This is a genomic window from Erwinia endophytica, from assembly GCF_009295515.1.
Lineage (GTDB): Bacteria > Pseudomonadota > Gammaproteobacteria > Enterobacterales > Enterobacteriaceae > Erwinia > Erwinia endophytica.
On sequence record NZ_RQVV01000052.1, the window covers coordinates 26691 to 44646 of the forward strand.

The 17956-nt window shown below is 49.6% G+C and carries 16 protein-coding genes; 5 read left to right on the top strand and 11 right to left on the bottom strand.

The features are described from left to right. Positions 1 to 82: 82 nt before the first annotated feature. Complete coding sequence (locus EH228_RS14470) at positions 83 to 706, bottom strand: LysE family translocator (protein WP_152322329.1); 624 nt, start codon at positions 704 to 706, stop codon at positions 83 to 85. Between the two features lie 191 nt (positions 707 to 897). Here EH228_RS14470 and EH228_RS14475 point away from each other — a divergent pair, with 191 nt between their 5' ends. Further along, positions 898 to 1995: a glycerol dehydrogenase gene (locus tag EH228_RS14475; protein WP_152322330.1), complete on the top strand. Its 1098-nt coding sequence runs from the start codon at positions 898 to 900 to the stop codon at positions 1993 to 1995. A gap of 7 nt (positions 1996 to 2002) precedes the next feature. Here the strand turns inward: EH228_RS14475 and EH228_RS14480 are convergent, their stop codons facing one another. Next, the gene (locus EH228_RS14480; protein ID WP_240116302.1) at positions 2003 to 2815 is read right to left on the bottom strand and encodes a hypothetical protein; all 813 of its coding nucleotides are present in this window, start codon (positions 2813 to 2815) and stop codon (positions 2003 to 2005) included. Positions 2816 to 3136: 321 nt separating this feature from the next. Beyond that, positions 3137 to 3892 (bottom strand): copper homeostasis protein CutC, encoded by a 756-nt coding sequence (cutC, locus tag EH228_RS14485; protein ID WP_152322332.1) that lies wholly within the window; start codon positions 3890 to 3892, stop codon positions 3137 to 3139. Positions 3893 to 3992: 100 nt separating this feature from the next. Here cutC and EH228_RS14490 point away from each other — a divergent pair, with 100 nt between their 5' ends. Further along, on the top strand, positions 3993 to 5135 hold the full coding sequence (locus EH228_RS14490; protein ID WP_152322333.1) for a MalY/PatB family protein: 1143 nt from the start codon (positions 3993 to 3995) through the stop codon (positions 5133 to 5135). Here EH228_RS14490 and EH228_RS14495 read toward each other — a convergent pair. After that, entirely contained in the window at positions 5130 to 5690 is a 561-nt protein-coding gene (locus tag EH228_RS14495) for a VOC family protein (protein ID WP_152322334.1), read from the bottom strand. The genes EH228_RS14490 and EH228_RS14495 overlap by 6 nt on opposite strands. 312 nt (positions 5691 to 6002) lie before the next feature. On the opposite strand from EH228_RS14495, the gene EH228_RS20670 reads away from it, so the two are divergent. Beyond that, complete coding sequence (locus EH228_RS20670) at positions 6003 to 6131, top strand: hypothetical protein (RefSeq protein ID WP_275065364.1); 129 nt, start codon at positions 6003 to 6005, stop codon at positions 6129 to 6131. 213 nt (positions 6132 to 6344) lie between these two features. After that, on the top strand, positions 6345 to 8075 hold the full coding sequence (gene argS, locus EH228_RS14500; RefSeq protein ID WP_152322335.1) for an arginine--tRNA ligase: 1731 nt from the start codon (positions 6345 to 6347) through the stop codon (positions 8073 to 8075). 46 nt (positions 8076 to 8121) lie between these two features. Here the strand turns inward: argS and EH228_RS14505 are convergent, their stop codons facing one another. From EH228_RS14505 to otsB, 3 genes are all read right to left on the bottom strand, one after another. After that, positions 8122 to 8733 carry a hypothetical protein gene (locus EH228_RS14505; protein WP_152322336.1) on the bottom strand — a complete coding sequence of 204 codons (612 nt, stop codon included), beginning with the start codon at positions 8731 to 8733 and terminating at the stop codon, positions 8122 to 8124. Between the two features lie 456 nt (positions 8734 to 9189). After that, on the bottom strand, positions 9190 to 10620 hold the full coding sequence (gene otsA, locus EH228_RS14510; protein WP_152322337.1) for an alpha,alpha-trehalose-phosphate synthase: 1431 nt from the start codon (positions 10618 to 10620) through the stop codon (positions 9190 to 9192). After that, a complete protein-coding gene (otsB, locus tag EH228_RS14515; RefSeq protein WP_152322338.1) occupies positions 10595 to 11404 on the bottom strand; it encodes a trehalose-phosphatase in 810 nt (269 codons plus the stop codon). The genes otsA and otsB overlap by 26 nt, the downstream gene beginning before the upstream one ends. Positions 11405 to 12096: 692 nt before the next feature. Here otsB and EH228_RS14520 point away from each other — a divergent pair. Continuing rightward, the gene (locus EH228_RS14520) at positions 12097 to 12405 is read left to right on the top strand and encodes an EthD family reductase (protein WP_152322339.1); all 309 of its coding nucleotides are present in this window, start codon (positions 12097 to 12099) and stop codon (positions 12403 to 12405) included. A gap of 184 nt (positions 12406 to 12589) precedes the next feature. Here EH228_RS14520 and hemB read toward each other — a convergent pair whose 3' ends face one another. The 4 genes from hemB to EH228_RS14540 all read right to left on the bottom strand — a co-directional run bounded on the left by hemB (position 12590) and on the right by EH228_RS14540 (position 17648). Next, the gene (gene hemB / locus EH228_RS14525) at positions 12590 to 13567 is read right to left on the bottom strand and encodes a porphobilinogen synthase (RefSeq protein ID WP_152322340.1); all 978 of its coding nucleotides are present in this window, start codon (positions 13565 to 13567) and stop codon (positions 12590 to 12592) included. A gap of 333 nt (positions 13568 to 13900) precedes the next feature. Continuing rightward, the gene (locus tag EH228_RS14530; RefSeq protein WP_152322341.1) at positions 13901 to 14908 is read right to left on the bottom strand and encodes a glycosyltransferase family 2 protein; all 1008 of its coding nucleotides are present in this window, start codon (positions 14906 to 14908) and stop codon (positions 13901 to 13903) included. Then, positions 14905 to 16434: a lipopolysaccharide biosynthesis protein gene (locus tag EH228_RS14535; RefSeq protein ID WP_152322342.1), complete on the bottom strand. Its 1530-nt coding sequence runs from the start codon at positions 16432 to 16434 to the stop codon at positions 14905 to 14907. Before EH228_RS14535 ends, EH228_RS14530 begins: the two co-directional genes overlap by 4 nt. Before the next feature lie 245 nt (positions 16435 to 16679). After that, entirely contained in the window at positions 16680 to 17648 is a 969-nt protein-coding gene (locus EH228_RS14540) for a glycosyltransferase (protein WP_193323352.1), read from the bottom strand. Between the last annotated feature and the right edge of the window lie 308 nt (positions 17649 to 17956).

Consider the following 17956-nt stretch of genomic DNA (forward strand, 5'->3'; position numbering starts at 1 on the left):
CCGCCATGCATCAATCCCTGGCGGCCCGATGTCAGTCGCCCTTCCCCGACACTCAGTGGCTTAACTACGCCGCCCCGGGTCATCAACGGCGCGACAGCGCCAGCTTCGCGGCGAAACCGATAAAAACACAGCCAGTCAGTCGATCCATGACTTTCATCACGGCTGGCTTACGCCATTTTTCAGCGAAATACTGTGTGGAGGCGATTAATATGCTGTTCCACAACGTGCCAATCACCACATGAGTGAATGCCATCCCCAGGCTCCACAACGCCACAGACGCGCCTGCCGGGATAAATTGCGGCAGAAACGACACATAAAAAACCCCGACTTTCGGATTCAACAGATTACCCAGTAATCCACGCATAAACACCCCACGATAACGGCTCTGGTGCTTGTCTTCTGGCGCGTGGTGCTGAAAACTACAACGCGGTTTCAGCAGTAAGCCAACCCCCAGCCAGAGCAAATAGGCGGCGCCCAGCAATTTCAGGGCGTTATAAGCCATTTCCGACGCCAGTAGCAACGCGCCTAACCCGAGCCCCACTGCCGCGCCCCATACCATACAGCCGGCATTGACGCCCATCCCGGTTACCAGCGCCTTTTTCCAGCCGCTGGTGGCGGATGTTCTGAGGATTAACGCGGTATCAAAACCTGGGGTCATGGTCAGGATAGTGATAGCAATCAGAAACGTGAACAATGAGGTAGCCATCACTGAGTCCATTAATAAAAAATTAATATTAGCATTTTTTATGTAATGTTCAATTGACTGAACTGCTGGCTGTCATTCAAAACATCTCGCCATCCACCCAATGCCGTTTTTGAACAAATATTCTGAGGAAGAAAGGATTATCCTGGATACCGCACGACATCTTTTTTCATTTATCTGAAAGGAGTCTCACCATGAGTAAGTTCGTTTTCTCCTCTCCACGTAAATATGTCCAGGGGGCTGGTGTTCTGGCGCAATTAGGCGAGTATGTAGCAGAATTAGGTGACTCTGTTTTTGTCGTAGCCGATGAAACCGTCTGGGGACTGATTGGTAAAGAGGTTCAGGCTTCTTTGCAGCAGTACAAAATAAAGTTCCACTATCAGCAGTTCAATGGCGAAGCCTCCAAAAATGAAATCACCCGCCTGGCGGGGATGGCTAAAAACGAAGGGAGCAATCTGGTTATTGGGCTGGGCGGCGGCAAAACCCTCGATACGGTCAAGGCCGTGGCCGATGAACTTAAACAACCGGTGGTCATCGTCCCGACCATTGCCTCAACCGATGCGCCATGCAGCGCCCTTTCGGTGATTTACTCTGACAGCGGCGTATTTGAGAGCTACCGTTTTTACAGCAAAAACCCCGATCTGGTGCTGGTGGACACCCTGGTCTGCGCCCGTGCGCCCGTCCGATTGTTTGCATCCGGTATCGCCGATGGTCTGGCGACATTTGTCGAGGCGCAGGCAGTAAAACGTTCACATAGCAAATCAATGGTTAATGGCGATCCAACCATTGCCGGAATGGCCATTGCTGAAGCCTGTGAAAAAACCCTGCTGACCTGGGGCTTCAGCGCCTATCAGGCGGTGGAGAAAAAACGCGTCACGCCAGCGGTTGAAGCCGTCGTTGAGGCCAACACCCTGCTGTCGGGACTGGGATTTGAGAATGGCGGTCTGGCTGGCGCGCACGCGATCCATAATGGTTTCACCGCCATCGACGGTGAAATTCATCATCTGACACACGGCGAAAAAGTAGCTTATGGGACGCTGACACAGATGGTACTGGAACAGCGTCCTGATGATGAAATTGCCCGTTACATCCGTTTTTACCGCGCCATTAAGATGCCAACGACGCTGAAAGAGATGCACCTGGAAAACGAGAGCTGGGAAAACCTGCTCAAGGTAGGTTCGCTGGCAAACAGTGAGGGTGATACCCTTAAGAACCTTAACCCCAACCTGACAGCTGAAGACATTGCCAGCGCCATCCTGGCCGTTGATGCGTTTAGTCAGACCGTGAAGTAACGCGCGGTCACCCCTGTCGGCAGGCATGATGAGGTGTCAGCAGGATAACCGTCGCGAACACCTCAATCTCATGCGAATAACTCAGCGTACAATTATCGTGATCGTCCCAAAGCTGGCACTCATCTGACGAGGTCAAATCACTGTAATTGTTATGCGTCAAAGTCAGTAAACGCAACTCACGATCTTTCTGGTCATAAGTCCAGGTCATCTTACTGGTGTCTGAGTTGCTGGATACCAGTTGATTCTTCCGGTTCCAGTGATAAGAGTATTCGCCGTTTGCCCTGCCATCCGATCCTCTCGCCACACTTTTTATCAGCCGTTGATCGCTATCATAAGTATTGATGGTTTCGGTAAATCCCTTCTCGCCCTGAAGCAGGAAGACATCTGATGAGCTGGCAATGGTACCCTGTTTACCCAACTGATAATTAATGATGCCCTGCTTGCGATTGACCTCTATGGGCTGTCCTTCTTTAATCACAAACACCGACAGGTCGTAAACAGATTCCCAGCCGGTGGCGACCCGAACAATATTTTGCACCATTTTCAGCATGACATCGCCCTCATGCTTATCGAAGGTCACATCTGCCCGCGCCAGCCCACCGCAGCGGTCGAACTCGCTGATAATACGTTTTTGCTGATCAACATCTTTACCAAACTCGCCCACCACCACCTGCTTTACCGGTCCTTTAACCGTCCCCCCCAGCAACAGTAAGCTGTTACTGTCATTAATTTGCTGAGCCTTTTCCGGGCATTTTTCTGCCGCGAATGCCACATTTAGCGTCATGGTCGTCAGCAGAGCAAGGCTTCCTGCACTCAGCATAATGATCTTCATCAAAAATCTCGTCAAAGAAAGTGGGAGTAAGTAAAGTGTAAAATGATTTGCGCTGCTAATAGAAATTTTCATCGCATGACGCACTCACTGCCTGATAATAGCCGGTGAACGCTTCTATATTTTGCTGAAAAGTGATTTCACGCTAAATCATCGCATATAAAAAAATAAAACGCTGATCCCATCCGTTCTTTATTGCTTCCATAAAAATAACCACTTGATATAAATAAAAAAAGCCCCATCAAAACGATGGGGCCTGGTACGAGCAAACATCACGTCGCTGAACTGGCGTGCTGCGCGGCAAAATCGAGGTCAGGCGACTCTGACTGGCGAACCAAGAGACATCGCAACTTTCATCGCCTCCACCATATCACTGTCTACGCAGGTACGGCTAAATTCATCCGTTTCCGCCACTGAACTCATCGAAACGCCAGCTTTACGATAGCGCATCGGCGAAGCAATTCGCTGGCTGGCCGAACTATGTAGTTCACTCAGGCCAGCATCAATAAATTTCTGAAGATTGCTGAGGCGCACACCTGCGCCAGCCATAATAATAGGACCACGCGTCAGGCGATTTAGTTCATTCAACAACGGTAAACCACTTTCAGCGCTCTGCTGCTGCCCTGATGTCAGGATCCGCGCAACTCCCAAATCAGTCAACTGCTCTAATGCCAGTAATGGGCTATGGCAGAGATCGAAGGCCCGGTGGAAAGTCACCGCCATGCCGTCACACAGCGACATAATTTGCTGCATGCGGGGTAAATCGATGTGCCCATCGACATCCAGTAATCCTACCACTAAACCAGGAAAACCTACTTCCCGAATAAAAGCAATATCGGATTTAATTTCGTTGAATTCGTTCACACTAAAACAAAAGTCGCCACCTCGTGGGCGAACAATAGGGTGAACGGGAATGGTTACTGCCTCACGGGCCTGTATCAGACTCCCGGCTGAGGGCGTTAAACCACCTTCAGCTGGAGCGGCGCAGAGTTCTATACGGTCGGCTCCCGCATTTTCAGCGGCCACAGCACAGTCGACCCCATAGCAGCATACTTCCAATTTTAGCATCCCGTCCTCCTGTAAATGACTGCCAGCTGGTTGTGTAAGTGGATCCTGATGGCTATTATGACCGAAGAATATAAGACTTATATTAGCGGGTATCACCGACATGGCATGCAATTTTGACCAACGGATAGATCGCCGTCACAGCGATAGTCTAAAATGGCAAAAATATGGTGACAGAGATATCCTGCCATTATGGGTTGCTGATACGGACTTCCGGTCACCCGATTGCATTATTAACGCCCTGAAACAGCGGGTTGAACACGGCATTTTTGGCTATGGTTCCCCCCCTACTGAGCTGATTGATGTGGTTATCACCCGGATGGCCGATCGTTACCAGTGGCAGGTTGAACCCGAGTGGTTGGTGTTTTTGCCTGGAGTGGTCAGCGGGTTAAATATCGCGGTACGCGCCTTTACCGCCCAGGATCAAGGCACCATCGCGCCGACCCCAATCTATCCGCCCTTCCGTACTGCCGCAAAACTTGCCCATCGTTTTCAGCTTAACGCACAAATGCGGCGACAAGAGCAACGCTGGCTGATGGATCTCGACGCGCTCGAACCACAGCTGACCGGCCGTGAAAAGTTGCTGATGCTGTGTAACCCGCACAATCCGGGTGGCACAGTGTATCGCCGGAATGAGTTGGAAAATCAATTACGCTTTGCCCAACGCCATGACCTGATTGTCTGTTCTGATGAAATTCACTGCGATATCCTGTTGGAACCCGGAGTGAAGCACATTCCGTTCGCCAGCCTCAGTGAGGATGCCCAGCAACGCTCGGTAACACTGCTCTCGCCGTCGAAAACTTTCAACATCGCGGGCCTGGGCGCGTCGCTGGCCATTATTCCTGATAAGGGATTGCGGACCCGCTTCAACTCGGTCCGTCAGGGCATCGTGCCCACGGTCGATATTCTGGCTCTGGTCGCCGCCACGGCGGCATGGAAAGATGGGCAACCCTGGCTAAATCAGCAACTGGATTATCTACGCAATAACCGTGATTTACTGACCCGTCAAATCAATGCCGTCAGCGGTCTTTCACTGGCTGCGCCAGAAGGCACCTATCTGGCATGGATTAATGCCAGCGCGCTGAACGTGGCCAGTCCGGCACTGTTTTTCGAACGTCACGGCCTGGGCTTTTCACCCGGACGAGATTTCGGTGACGATGGTTTTGTCCGCTTTAACTTCGGTTGCCCACAAAGTCTGGTTAAAGAAGCTCTGCGACGGATTGAAAGCGCCGTCAACTCTTTATAGCTCGCTCTCGACTACCTCTTTCAGGCTCCAGGGATGGAATTTGATGGTGACACGACCATCAGAGATAGCCAGTGTCGGATTGAGCAAACGCTCGCCTTCCCCTTTTGGCGCACTGTTTTTGATTGAAATTCCCGGTTCAGATAACCCTTTATCCGAACAGAGCGCCAACGCGTGAGAGGCCAATTGACTCCCCGTTCCCCGCAAAACAATTTCCACATGTTCCCAGCCTTCATGAGAATAACGCTTGTCTCCCGGCCATGGCAGTTCAACAACGTTTATCTTCCAGGGACCGACACTGAGCGGCGTGTTCAACTCAAACAGTGCTATCGGCCGGCCATTGATTACCTTCTCAGAAAACAGGACCGCATGCTGCAAAAACCCTTGCTTCCAACGCTCTGCGGTACTGTTTTGCTGACAACGCACGGCGATATGATCAGCGTCTAATTCCGCGAGATCCAACCCTAAACGATCTGCCAATGCATAAACAGATAGCACAAAATGTGGTAAATCATCAGACAAATCGCTCAGTTCTGTGGCGATGTGGCTCTCGAACATCCTCTCCCCTCACTATTACTGTAATCACTCTAATCATTAAAGAAAATATTACGCGCCAATTATCACTCCAGTAAATTCGCAATATTAACAAGCCTGAATTTAATATAAAGGCCATTATATGGAAGCCTACTGGAATCACTGCAGTTTAAACTGGCTCAAATTCACTCTTTAATTTGGAAAATGTTTCTTAACATTATGTTTTTTTTAAATTAAATTTATACAACAAGAATAATCTTAAACCATTGCCGCTACTTGTAGGGCACTCTGGATTCTTATAGAGTTTGTTCCGACTCTCTCACAAGGAATAGCAAAATGCTTCTGTTGATACTTGTCGCAGTGCTGATCATTATGATGGGCTTTGCTCTGGTACGCCACTGGAAGGTGCGCAATCACAAAACCACCATAGCGAGCCCTCATCGCCCTCATCGCCGACGTTCTTAATGATTCAGGCGGGAAACAGCGACGAACTGTTCTCCGCCATCTTCGCCATACAGCCGCTCAGGTTCCTGGATAACTGCACGAGAAATGCAGTATACTTTTCCCCTTATTTTTAGCGCGGCCAGTCCACTGCAGAGCACATCGTGGTCTGGTATCGTGCAGAATGACGGCCTGCGCTTTCTGGCGCAGGTCTTTTTTAGCTTATAAGGTAAACCGGTGAATATTCAGGCTATTCTCTCAGAAAAAGTCAGTCAGGCGATGATCGCGGCAGGGGCTACAGCCGATTGCGAACCCCAGGTTCGTCAGTCAGCCAAAGTGCAATTTGGCGACTACCAGGTAAACGGCATTATGACCGTAGCGAAAAAACTGGGTAAAGCCCCCCGAAAACTGGCCGAAGAAGTGCTGACCCATCTTGACCTGCAGGGAATGGCCAGCAAGGTCGAGATAGCTGGCCCCGGTTTCATCAACCTGTTCCTTGACCCCGCCTGGCTCGCCCGGCAAGTCGACAGCGTGGTGAATGCTCCCCGCCTGGGGATTACGCCAGTAACACCACAGACCGTGGTTATCGACTACTCCGCGCCTAATGTTGCGAAAGAGATGCACGTCGGACATCTCCGTTCAACGATTATCGGCGATGCCGCGGTCCGTACACTGGAATTTCTCGGCCACAAGGTGATCCGTGCCAACCATGTGGGTGACTGGGGGACGCAGTTCGGTATGCTGATAGCGTTCCTTGAAAAGCAGCAGAACGAACATCACGACGATCTGGCGCTGGCCGATCTGGAATCCTTCTACCGTGAAGCAAAACGGACTTACGACGAAGATCCCGTCTTCGCCGAGCGCGCCCGTGGTTACGTGGTCAAGCTACAGGGGGGCGATGAATACTGCCGGAAGATGTGGAAGAAGCTGGTCGACATTACCATGTCGCAAAACCAGCTTGCTTATGAACGCATGAATGTCACCCTGACCCGCCAGGATGTGATGGGTGAAAGCCTGTACAACGATATGCTACCAGGCATTGTCGCGGACCTTAAAGCCAAAGGCCTGGCGGTAGAAAGCGAAGGCGCCATCGTAGTCTTTCTCGACGAGTACAAAAATAAAGACGGCGAGCCAATGGGGGTGATCATCCAGAAAAAGGATGGCGGCTATCTCTATACCACTACCGATATCGCCTGTGCCAAATATCGTTATGAAACACTGCATGCCGATCGGGTGCTGTACTACATCGACTCTCGTCAGCATCAGCATCTGCAACAAGCCTGGGCTATTGTGCGTAAAGCGGGTTATGTACCAGATTCCGTGCCGCTGGAGCACCATGCCTTTGGCATGATGCTGGGCAAAGACGGCAAACCGTTTAAAACCCGTGCCGGGGGCACCATCAAGCTGTCCGATCTGTTGGATGAAGCGGTTGAGCGCGCGACCCGCCTGGTCAGTGAGAAAAATCCAGAGATGCCTGCGGATGAGTTGCAGCGTCTGGCAAACATCGTTGGGATCGGCGCGGTTAAATATGCCGACCTGTCCAAAAACCGCACCACTGATTACATTTTTGACTGGGATAACATGCTGGCCTTTGAAGGCAATACCGCGCCTTATATGCAGTATGCCTATACTCGCGTGCTGTCCGTATTCCGTAAAGCTGGAATTGATGAAGCGGCAGTGACGGGTAAAACAGTGCTCAGCGAGGAACGAGAATCGGCGCTGGCCGTACGTTTGCTGCAATTTGAAGAGACAATAACGCAAGTGGCCCGCGACGGTACGCCACATGTAATGTGTGCTTATCTCTACGATCTGGCCGGTTTGTTCTCAAGTTTCTACGAGCACTGCCCAATCCTGTCAGCAAATGACGAAACGACAAAGCAAAGCCGTCTGACGTTGGCGCTGCTCACAGCAAGGACACTGAAACAGGGGCTGGAAACACTCGGCATTGAGACCGTAGAAAGAATGTAACACCAGAAAAATAACGCGGGATGAGTGATTCATCCCGCCTGTATCGTTAATTTCTGGTCCTGTCGCCGTAAAAATAACTACAAGTGGCCAGGAAACACAAGCTGTAACCCAGCAGTTCACAACCTTCTTCCACCATATTTTTTACCGTATGGTTATAACCTGCCATCATCAGTGTCCGCCAGAGATCCTGCATGCCAAACAGACGGGAAAATACCAGGATAATCAGCAACCCCGCACTCATCATCCCCCATGATGGCTTGCGGAGGATATCGACCAGTCCGGCCACAGCCTGGCGTGGCTGACGGGCGGCAATGGCCAAACAAACAACCGTAACAACCAGCGCGAACCAACTCCAACTGCCGTGATGGAGTTTATCAAAAAGAAAGTCCATTTCACGGATCAACATGCAACTAAAGAACCCCCCCACCAGAACCAACGCCGGACGCTCATTGCGTTGTCTTCTGGCACGGTAAAAGTACAGCAGTACAATAACCAGCAGGATCAGTTCCTGAACGATTTCAGTAAATGATAACTCATGAACAGCATCATGCATCCAGTGGACATCAATATATATCAGGCTCATCATCAGACACAGAAAGAGCGAGCAAGCTAAAAATCCAGCGATCCTGCTGCGAATAAAAATTAAATCAGAATGCATCTCAATCCCTTTTTTAATTATAAAACATTCCATTTTATAGCCAGCATAAAATTTCATTTACCATTTAATGCGAGAGAACGAAATGTTTTAAATACAAACCAAAAAATTAATTACATTATTCATTTATATCATGCAGTTAAGATAAATTTATCATCATAACTTAATAATACTCACGTAAACCAATCATCGGTGGGAATAGTATATTCCTCACCTTCTCCCCGTAACGCCAATTCCGTCAGAATGTACATCCCTCCCGCGAAAGAAAAATAAGAGTTTTGGACAATGAGCTGCCGTGTAATTCGTTCTATAACGTCATTAAACGCGCGAAAATTAATTAAGTTTCGCATTCTAAATTCAAACAGGCACCGGGCATTTTGTCTTACACTGAATAGGCCAGGATATTTCTCACGACACAGCCGGGGCGCTTTGAGACGCCCCAGGCTCTTTTGCCTCGTATCAGGCTAATCGTGGCAAGGTGGCGACTTTACCCGCCTCCCCCAACACCTGACTACGTGCCGGAATCGCCAGCAAATCCTTTAAGTAGGTTTTGCGCCAGTGGGTTATGTCATTCTTCTGCAACACCGCCATCATGTCTTTATAGCGAGAAATACGTTCGTTCAGAGGCATTGTTGCTGCCTGATTCAGCGCTGCGGCCACTTCGTCACGATCATAAGGATTAACAATCAATGCCGAAGTTAACTCATTAGCCGCGCCAGCAAAACGTGACAGCACCAGCACGCCGGGATCTCGTGGGTCCTGGGCAGCGACATACTCCTTCGCGACCAGATTCATCCCATCGCGTAACGGCGTCACCAGACCAATATCAGTCAACCGGAAGATTTTCATCAGCAAACGGCGCTCAAAATGCTGGTTCAGATAGTACAGTGGTGTCCAGCCCAGCGTGCCGTACTTACCATTGATCCTCCCGGCCTCGGTTTCCAACTGGTGGCGGATATCCTGATAGGCCTGCACATCGCCACGCGAGGTGGGGGCAATCTGCGAAAAACGGATTTTCCCCCGATGCTCAGGATAATTCTCCAGCAGCGCCTCATAAGCGAGAAAGCGTTCTGGCAAACCTTTGGAGTAATCCAGGCGTTCGCAGGCAATAATATTTTTTGCATCGCCAAGATCTTTTTTCATCGCCGCCATTTTGGGTGGTAGCGGCCCTTCAGCCATCTCTTTAATGCTGTCCGGCTCAATACCAATCGGGTAAACACCGGTAATAAAATGTTTGCCAAACGCAGTGTGTTTTTTGCCTTTGCTCTGCATCAATGTCAGGAATGACAGACATTCCAAAAAAGCAGTACGGTCACTTTCGGTCTGGAAGCCCAGCAGATCGTAATCACACAGCATTTCCAGTAACTCTTTATGGGGCGGCAGCGCGTTAAAGATTTCCGGTGTGGGGAATGGGATATGCAAGAAGAATCCAATACGATTTTGGACCCCCAGCTTGCGCAGCTCAGCAGCGAACGGCAACAAGTGATAATCATGGATCCACAGCACATCATCTGCTTTCAGCAGGGGTAGCAAACGCCTGGCCAGCATTCTGTTCACGCGGCAATAGACATCCCACGCTTCCCGCTGAAAGTTAACCAGATCCAGGCGGTAGTGAAAAGCGGGCCAGATGACCGCATTGGAAAATTGCAGGTAATACAGATCGTAGTCATTCTGATTCAATCCAAAAGAGGCGTAGGTGATGTTGTCCTGCTCGAACACATTCATTTCTTCATCATCTTCGCCTATTTCATTAATTTCGCCGTTCCAGCCAAACCACATTCCACCGGTGGTTTTCAGCGCATCCATAATGCCAACAGCGAGACCACCTGCACTGGCTTTCGTCCCATTGGGTATTGCAATGCGGTTAGATACGACGACTAAGCGATTCATAACCTTGACTCCCTCCCGACGTTGCTACGCCTTGATCTAACTGTAATAGTATTTGTTCCAGCCACTGACCTACCGCCCCGACATCCGGCAAACGATACGCCGCTTCGCTCGGCCCTTCACCAATTTTGATTGAGAGACCTTCCATGATATTGACCACCTTAAATGCAGCTTCATCGGTCAAATCATCCCCCAGGAATACCGGTGTTCTGCCGGCAAAAGGAGCCTGTTGCATAAATGCATGAATAGCACTCCCTTTACTGATACCTTTCGGCTTAATTTCCACCACGCATTTACCGGGTTGCAGAGTCAGCATCGGGAAGCGTTTGGTCATCAATTCCGCCAGCGCCAGTATCTCCTTCTGAAAATGCTCCGCGCGGCGATAATGCAGTGCAAAAGCCATTCCTTTGATTTCCAACTGCGTGTTCGGCATGGCATCTATCGCTTCTCTTAGTAATGAAGAAATCGACTCTGCCACCTCATCCGGTAATGAAAGACGTTCGATATGGCCCGATGCATCGCGGCGCTCAGCGCCATGTACGCCAGCCAGAGGAAGATGTAAAGGCGAGACCAGTGCATCCAGTTCGCTCATCGGGCGGCCCGAAACCAACGCCACGGCCCCCTCATTGAGCTGGACCAACTGGTGCAAACTGGCAAGGATTGAGGCGGGGATAAAGACCTCATCCGGACGCGACTGAATAGCAGCCAGTGTGCCATCAACGTCAAAAAAGAAAGCGTAGCGCTCAGTTGGGGATAGAGGGGGAACTGGCTCGTTTTGAATATTCACCCGTATTTCCTCCTGATTATGTGTGTTACGGCGATACGTTCATCAGGCTTTTTGAAGCCCAACTTACGCTGGCGGGGTCAGATGGCGTATCTGAATCACCCACAACGCACGAGGAAAAAGTGCTGTTTACAATGATGGCAAGCAATAACCGCAATCCAGCCGGGTTATTCAACAAGGGAGATAACAAGGACAAATGTCGTCAGGTTTCATCGTCTACAGGTACTGTTTCCTTCCACTATCAGATCGGCACGACAAATGTGCAATGGGGCCCGCCTTGTTGCCAGATATGCAACAACATTAATTTTCAGTATAACCATTGAGCACAGATTTACCAGACCTGGCACCGGCAGGCGGGGAACCGCCGTGCTCCGCTTACCGTAACGACGGTGATCACTCGCGCCACGTATTCCGGGTAATCACCCCACCCATCCGCAATCCTCCCAGCAATCCCATCGCGCCCTCACAACCATCGTTACCTGTGGCGGAAATATAACACCGGGGTGATGGAAAACGGATTGCTCAAATTAACAGCGCATCCGCAAAAGTTAGTGGTAAAGGGAAACGCAGGTCGCTACAGAGCAAAGCATTGGTGACGTCGTGGCTCAGAGCGCTAATCGGCTCGCGGGCATCCTCGCTATAATGGGAGCCACCGGTGTGGAAAGCGCACCAGACGCAACCAGAGAGGTCATGTTTTGATTAAATACAGCGTGCTGTACCCGAACACTGAAAACGGTAAGTTTGACCATGATTATTATCGCGACGTGCATCTGCCACTGATCAAAAAAAGAATGGGGTCCTACCTGCTGTCCTATTCCATTGACAAAATCATCACCACCCCGGAAGGCACTCCGGCCCCCTATATCGCCGCCTGTCATTTAATCTGTCATTCTGTCGACGACCTGCAGAAAGGTATGGCGGGCCATGTTGATGAAATCGTGGGCGATATCGCGAATTTTACCAACATCACATCAGTGAAATGGATTTCAGAAGTGGTGGCATAAATTTTACCGGGGAAAGGGACACAAGCGTGAGAGACACGTTCTCTGCCGGAGAATGACCTGTCTCACACCAGAGGACGGTGCGAGACAGGGATCACATATAACGATGTTGTATCGTTAATAACGCGTGAGCGTACTTCCCCACGCCGTCTCACTGCTTATCAGCAGGATCATGCCGCTCAAGGTGTTACAGCAGGTGCTTCTCAGCCAAATCCAATGCGAAGTAGCTGAGGATCATGTCCGCCCCCGCACGTTTGATCGCGCCAAGGCTTTCCAGCACCACATCCTGTTCATTCACCGCACCCGCCAGCGCTGCAAACTTGATCATCGCATATTCACCACTCACTTGATAAGCCGCCAACGGCAGATCGGTTCGCTCGCGTACCTCGCGGATAATATCCAGATAGGCACCAGCGGGTTTCACCATCAGCACATCGGCCCCTTCCGCCTGATCGATTAACGATTCGCGAATGGCTTCACGGCGGTTCAGTGGATTCATCTGATACGTTTTACGGTCTCCCTTCAGCGAAGTACCCGCGGCTTCACGGAACGGGCCATAGAAAGAAGAAGCAAACTTGGTGGAATAAGACATGATGGCAGTATTGGTAAACCCGGCTTCGTCCAGGGCGTAACGGATTGCCGCGACCTGCCCATCCATTGCCGCAGAAGGGGCGATGAAATCGGCACCGGCACGTGCAGCAGCAACGGCCTGCTTGCCCAGGTTAATCAGTGTGGCGTCATTATCCACCCCATGATCATGCAATACGCCGCAATGACCGTGAGTGGTATATTCGCAGAAGCAGGTATCCGACATCACGATCATTTCCGGCACGGTGTCTTTGCAAATCCGTGACATACGGGAGACCAGGCCGTTCTCCTGCCAGGTATCGCTGCCATCCTCATCGGTATGATGAGAGATACCAAACGTCATCACCGCGCGGATCCCCGCGCTGGCAATGCGCTCAATTTCATACGCCAGACGTCGTTCCGGAATACGCATCACACCAGGCATCGCCTGAATTTCTTTGTACTCGTCAAGGCCTTCCTCAACGAAAATTGGCAATATTAAATCATTAATATTGAGGGTGGTTTCCTGAAACAGGGTGCGAAATGCGGGGGTCTGACGTAAACGTCTTGGACGCAGGCTGGGAGAGTAACTGGACAAAACAACCTCGGTTTAACGGATAGCGCGGCGATAAAACAACCGTCGATGATAAAAAAGTGGGTCCGTTAACAGTATACCTCCACGTACTTTCTGACAATCTTTGCGATGCTCCCCAGCCCATTAACGGCACAGAATGTGTATATTCACCGCTATGTTAGCCTTCATTACGGCTTCATCTCCTGCCAACTTTATCGCCTGAGTTATAGAGGGGCACAAGGGGATAATATGGCAAATATGACCACCTCGCTGATTGCCGCCAGCGTGATGGTCCACTGCGTTTTTATGACAACGCCACAGAATCAATATCCGCGATAAAATTCCCGAATAACGAACTCAGGGGGGGCTGAAAGCGGAAAGTTTTCTTTTACACCAGGTCAGGCTGGAATAAAGCGGATGACAGTACCAGAAAATACGGAGCTTCAGGCTGTTACGCGTCATTTTGCGTACCAGTGCGCTGAACACGGTCTGATACTCTTGTGGTACCACCATATCGTACTTTCTCACCATCGTCAGACAACCACTCATCACCGGGAAGTAATATCTGTCGACCAGATTATCGTCCACCTGGATACCAGAAGCCTGGATGTCTTTCTCGGTTTCTTCGCGGGCAATAAAGTAGTTCTTCACCCATGAAAAATCCCGGGAACTCACCGACAGCGAGCCCAAACTGTAACGTTTGAAGTAATAAACGTCAGCCGTAAAAAAAGCATATCGGGCCTGGAGATAAATATTCAACATAAACGGCGCGTCTTCATGATTCTGGATAGGCAGAAAAACGCTACCGCTACGGTTAATCAACTCGCGGGAAAGAATACTGGACCACAACACCCGATGTGCGGAATCGCTGTCGAGCAGTTGTCGCAGCAGTGGTGTACCACCAGGATACGTTCCCGCCATCGTACGGCGGTGAGCACTGATGAATCGTCGCTCCGCTACCGGTACGTCGGTAAACATCTTCGCCGAAAAACCAAACAACTCCAGTTCCGGGTTGGCCTGCTTTGCACGGATAAAGTCCGCAAACAGCGTTGACCCAACGTAATCATCCGCATCCATAAAATAGATGAATTGACCTGTTGCGATATCCAGCCCTTTGTTACGGGCCGCGCTCACCCCACTACGGGCATTACGGATCATCCTGATGTGCGGATAAGTCGTGCAATACTCCGCTATTAGCTGGTCAGTACCGTCTGTAGAACCATCATCGATAACAATTATCTCTTCCGGCGGCGATGTTTGTTGTAACAATGAATCAATGGCTTCGCTCAGGTACTCCCGGCCGTTATAGACCGGTATGATGACCGACAGGGTCGGCTTTTGCGCCAGACCGTTGACCGTGCTCATCTCTCACCTCGAAGGTTTAAACGACGAAACGTCATATTTTTGAGATACTCCCCTACTTTGCTGTGGAACAGGCAGCAAATAACCAGATTGATAAAACCAATAATTCCGAGGAACAGCAGGTTCAGCCAGCGATTAACATTCCACTCGAACGGGATATACAGCGATGCGCAGGCCACCACGGCTGAGACACACCAGATCAACATCACATCACGGGTCAGCCAGGGAATATGGATTTTCGGCGCAAACTTGCGATGCACGATGTAAGCCCAGACCAGCAAATAGAAGATATTCTGCCCCAGCCAGACCACGCCAGTACCCAACGCGCCATAATGCATCGCCGCCAGTATGTTCAATGGGATCAAAATGATGGCGAAAACACTAAATCCTTTCATATGCAACGAAAGGTTACCGCTGACGTACTGCAGGTTATAAAGCAGACCACAAATCGCCTGAATACCGCTTCCCAACGCATAAAGGGTCATCACCAGCGACATCTGCTCGCCGATCTGCATATTTTGCGTCCATGCCCAGATCAATTGCGTCGGATACAGCGCAATGGTGATACTCAACGGCGCCATAAAGATACTGACCGCCTGAGTCGTCCAGCGATACAACGTAAGTGTTTCCTGCTCGCCCTTCTCCGTATTGGTCTTCATCCCGGTCATTCTCGGCACGATGGCCTGCATGATCGGGCTGCTCAGCATCACAATACCCGTCGCGGCCGTCGCCACCACGGTAAAGGAACCATAAGTTGCCAACGGCAATGTTTTGGAAAGAACCAGGCGGTCAATCTGCGAGATAAAGGTCCAGATAGCGCTGGAAAAAGCCGCGCCGAGGGCAAATTTCAGGAACGGCTTCAGGACGGTGTTAAAATCAGGCGCCTTGCTGCCACGACCGCTGCGGGGGACCAACTGATAAGATTTCCAGATGCAGCAGGACGCTTCGGCAATGGAGATGGCCAGTTGCCAGCCAAAGAAGAAAATCACTGGGTTGGAGGCGAAACGAATCACAAACACCGCGCCAAAAGTACGCAGGGTAATAGCAATCAGGTTCAACGCGTTCAGCCAGACCTGATGCTCATAGCCAACAATGACGCTACGGAAAGGACCAGTACGCCAGCGAATCGCCGCCGTCAGCACCATGACCGCCACAGCAACAATCAAGTCCTGGTGAGGGATGGTCTTCGCATGCAGCCAGTGCGATGCAATGTAAGGCGAGGCAATCCAGCCCAGCACCACCAGTACGCCAGCCGAGATCAGGAAAAACTTGCCCAACGTGGCAAACAGCGCGGGAAAATAAGGATTCTGTTCTTTGTTCGCCCGGTAACGCGCTGCTTCGCGTAATAATGTGGTGGAAATACCGACATCCAGCAACTGTAGCCATGTCAGCAGTATAGAAAAAAAGCCAATCAGGCCATAAATCTCCATTCCCAGTTGATGGATATACAGCGGCACAACCAGAATGCCAGCCAGAGTGGAATAGAGCTGACCAACATAATTCGCAACCGCATTACGCTTAATCGACATAGACTCTTCTTAAATTTTGTGACTGAGTTATCAAATTCCAATAATTCAGACTAACAAATTGCCGCTGATACCACACCTGGGAAATAATCTTAAAAGACCATACAGTGGCTGAAGTCCTGGCTTTGCGTTGCGTTTTTTAGCAAAAATTTGTTATATCTGACTTGTTTTTGTCAGGCTGTGTTTCTGTTATTTACAATAAAAAACTCAAGTTACTAAAACTCACCGATCGCAACACTTAAGAAAAACTAAACATGCGCAGTAACTGACCTGCGACAAAAAAGCAGGCTATACCATTCTGGCTTTCTCAATAATATCCAGTCACTGAATGAGCCCGCTTTTAAATCGCGACCAAAGTAATGAATTGCATTAAACAAAAACTCAAGAGTCTGATAATCATTAGCCTGAGAAAGTGACAACATCGATTTAAATGACTGAATAAGATAAAGTTGGTGTAATTCCCTGGAGGAATGCGCGCTGCCTGATAATCGCGTTAATGTCTCATAGCCGTTGATAAATGCGTCATAACGGGCGCGGAAATTGTCCTCATCTTTCATGGTGATCGCAGTCACAGCAGAAGGTGACCGCAGACTGTAATGGCATTTATCACTCACCCATGCCTGGCTGGAACGCAGGAAAACCTCCAGCGCATATGTCGCATCCTGATATAAACGCCCACGGTGCATAATCTGCCAGCGACTCAATGCGGTCCGCGGTACAATAAAGTTACAACCGGCAGCATAGCCGGCATCATTCTGCAACAGATCACTTAATGCCTGCTGCGCCGTCATCAGGCCCTGCCGACGGTGAACAACCCGCGTCTGAGTGATAAAAGACGGATTAACCTCATCGGTTCTGGTATTGAAACAAAACACATCGATGTCGGGATGGCGACTGATGGCCTGAGCGAAATCCGCACAAAAACCGCCACTGACTATCCCGGCAGGATCGCAGCAATACAGCCATTTCCCCTGCGCCAGTCCGATACCAAAATCACAGATATTCAGGGGTTCACAAGCCGGCAACGCAGCAATAATAATGTTATTCTGCCCACTAAATTCCCTGAGTAAATCAACCGTAGCAATATCAGACTCCCGATGGACAATAATTATTTCATCCGGTACAGGAGACTGGCAGAGAAATGCTGAAACACACTGGACTATATTTTTTTCGGCGTGATCAACCGGGATAACCACTGATAACAGTTTACAGGTCATAGTCTTCATCTTTTACAAAAATGCATGTTGATGAAGTTACAACAATGAAATCAAAAAGACAATGTAACGTCAGGAATTAGGATAATACCAGCCACATTAGTGCCAGAAAAAAATTGTGTAAAACATAACGGAATCAATACTTATACTAATTATGTAACATACAATGTATGAGCAATAGAAATAATTAGCCATTATTGACGCAAAATAAGAATTATTAACATAAAAAATAATACACTTTAAATAAAAAACTAAGATATTTTCTGGCTATTTATAAGAGTAATATTCTGTATGAAAAAGCAACAAGGATA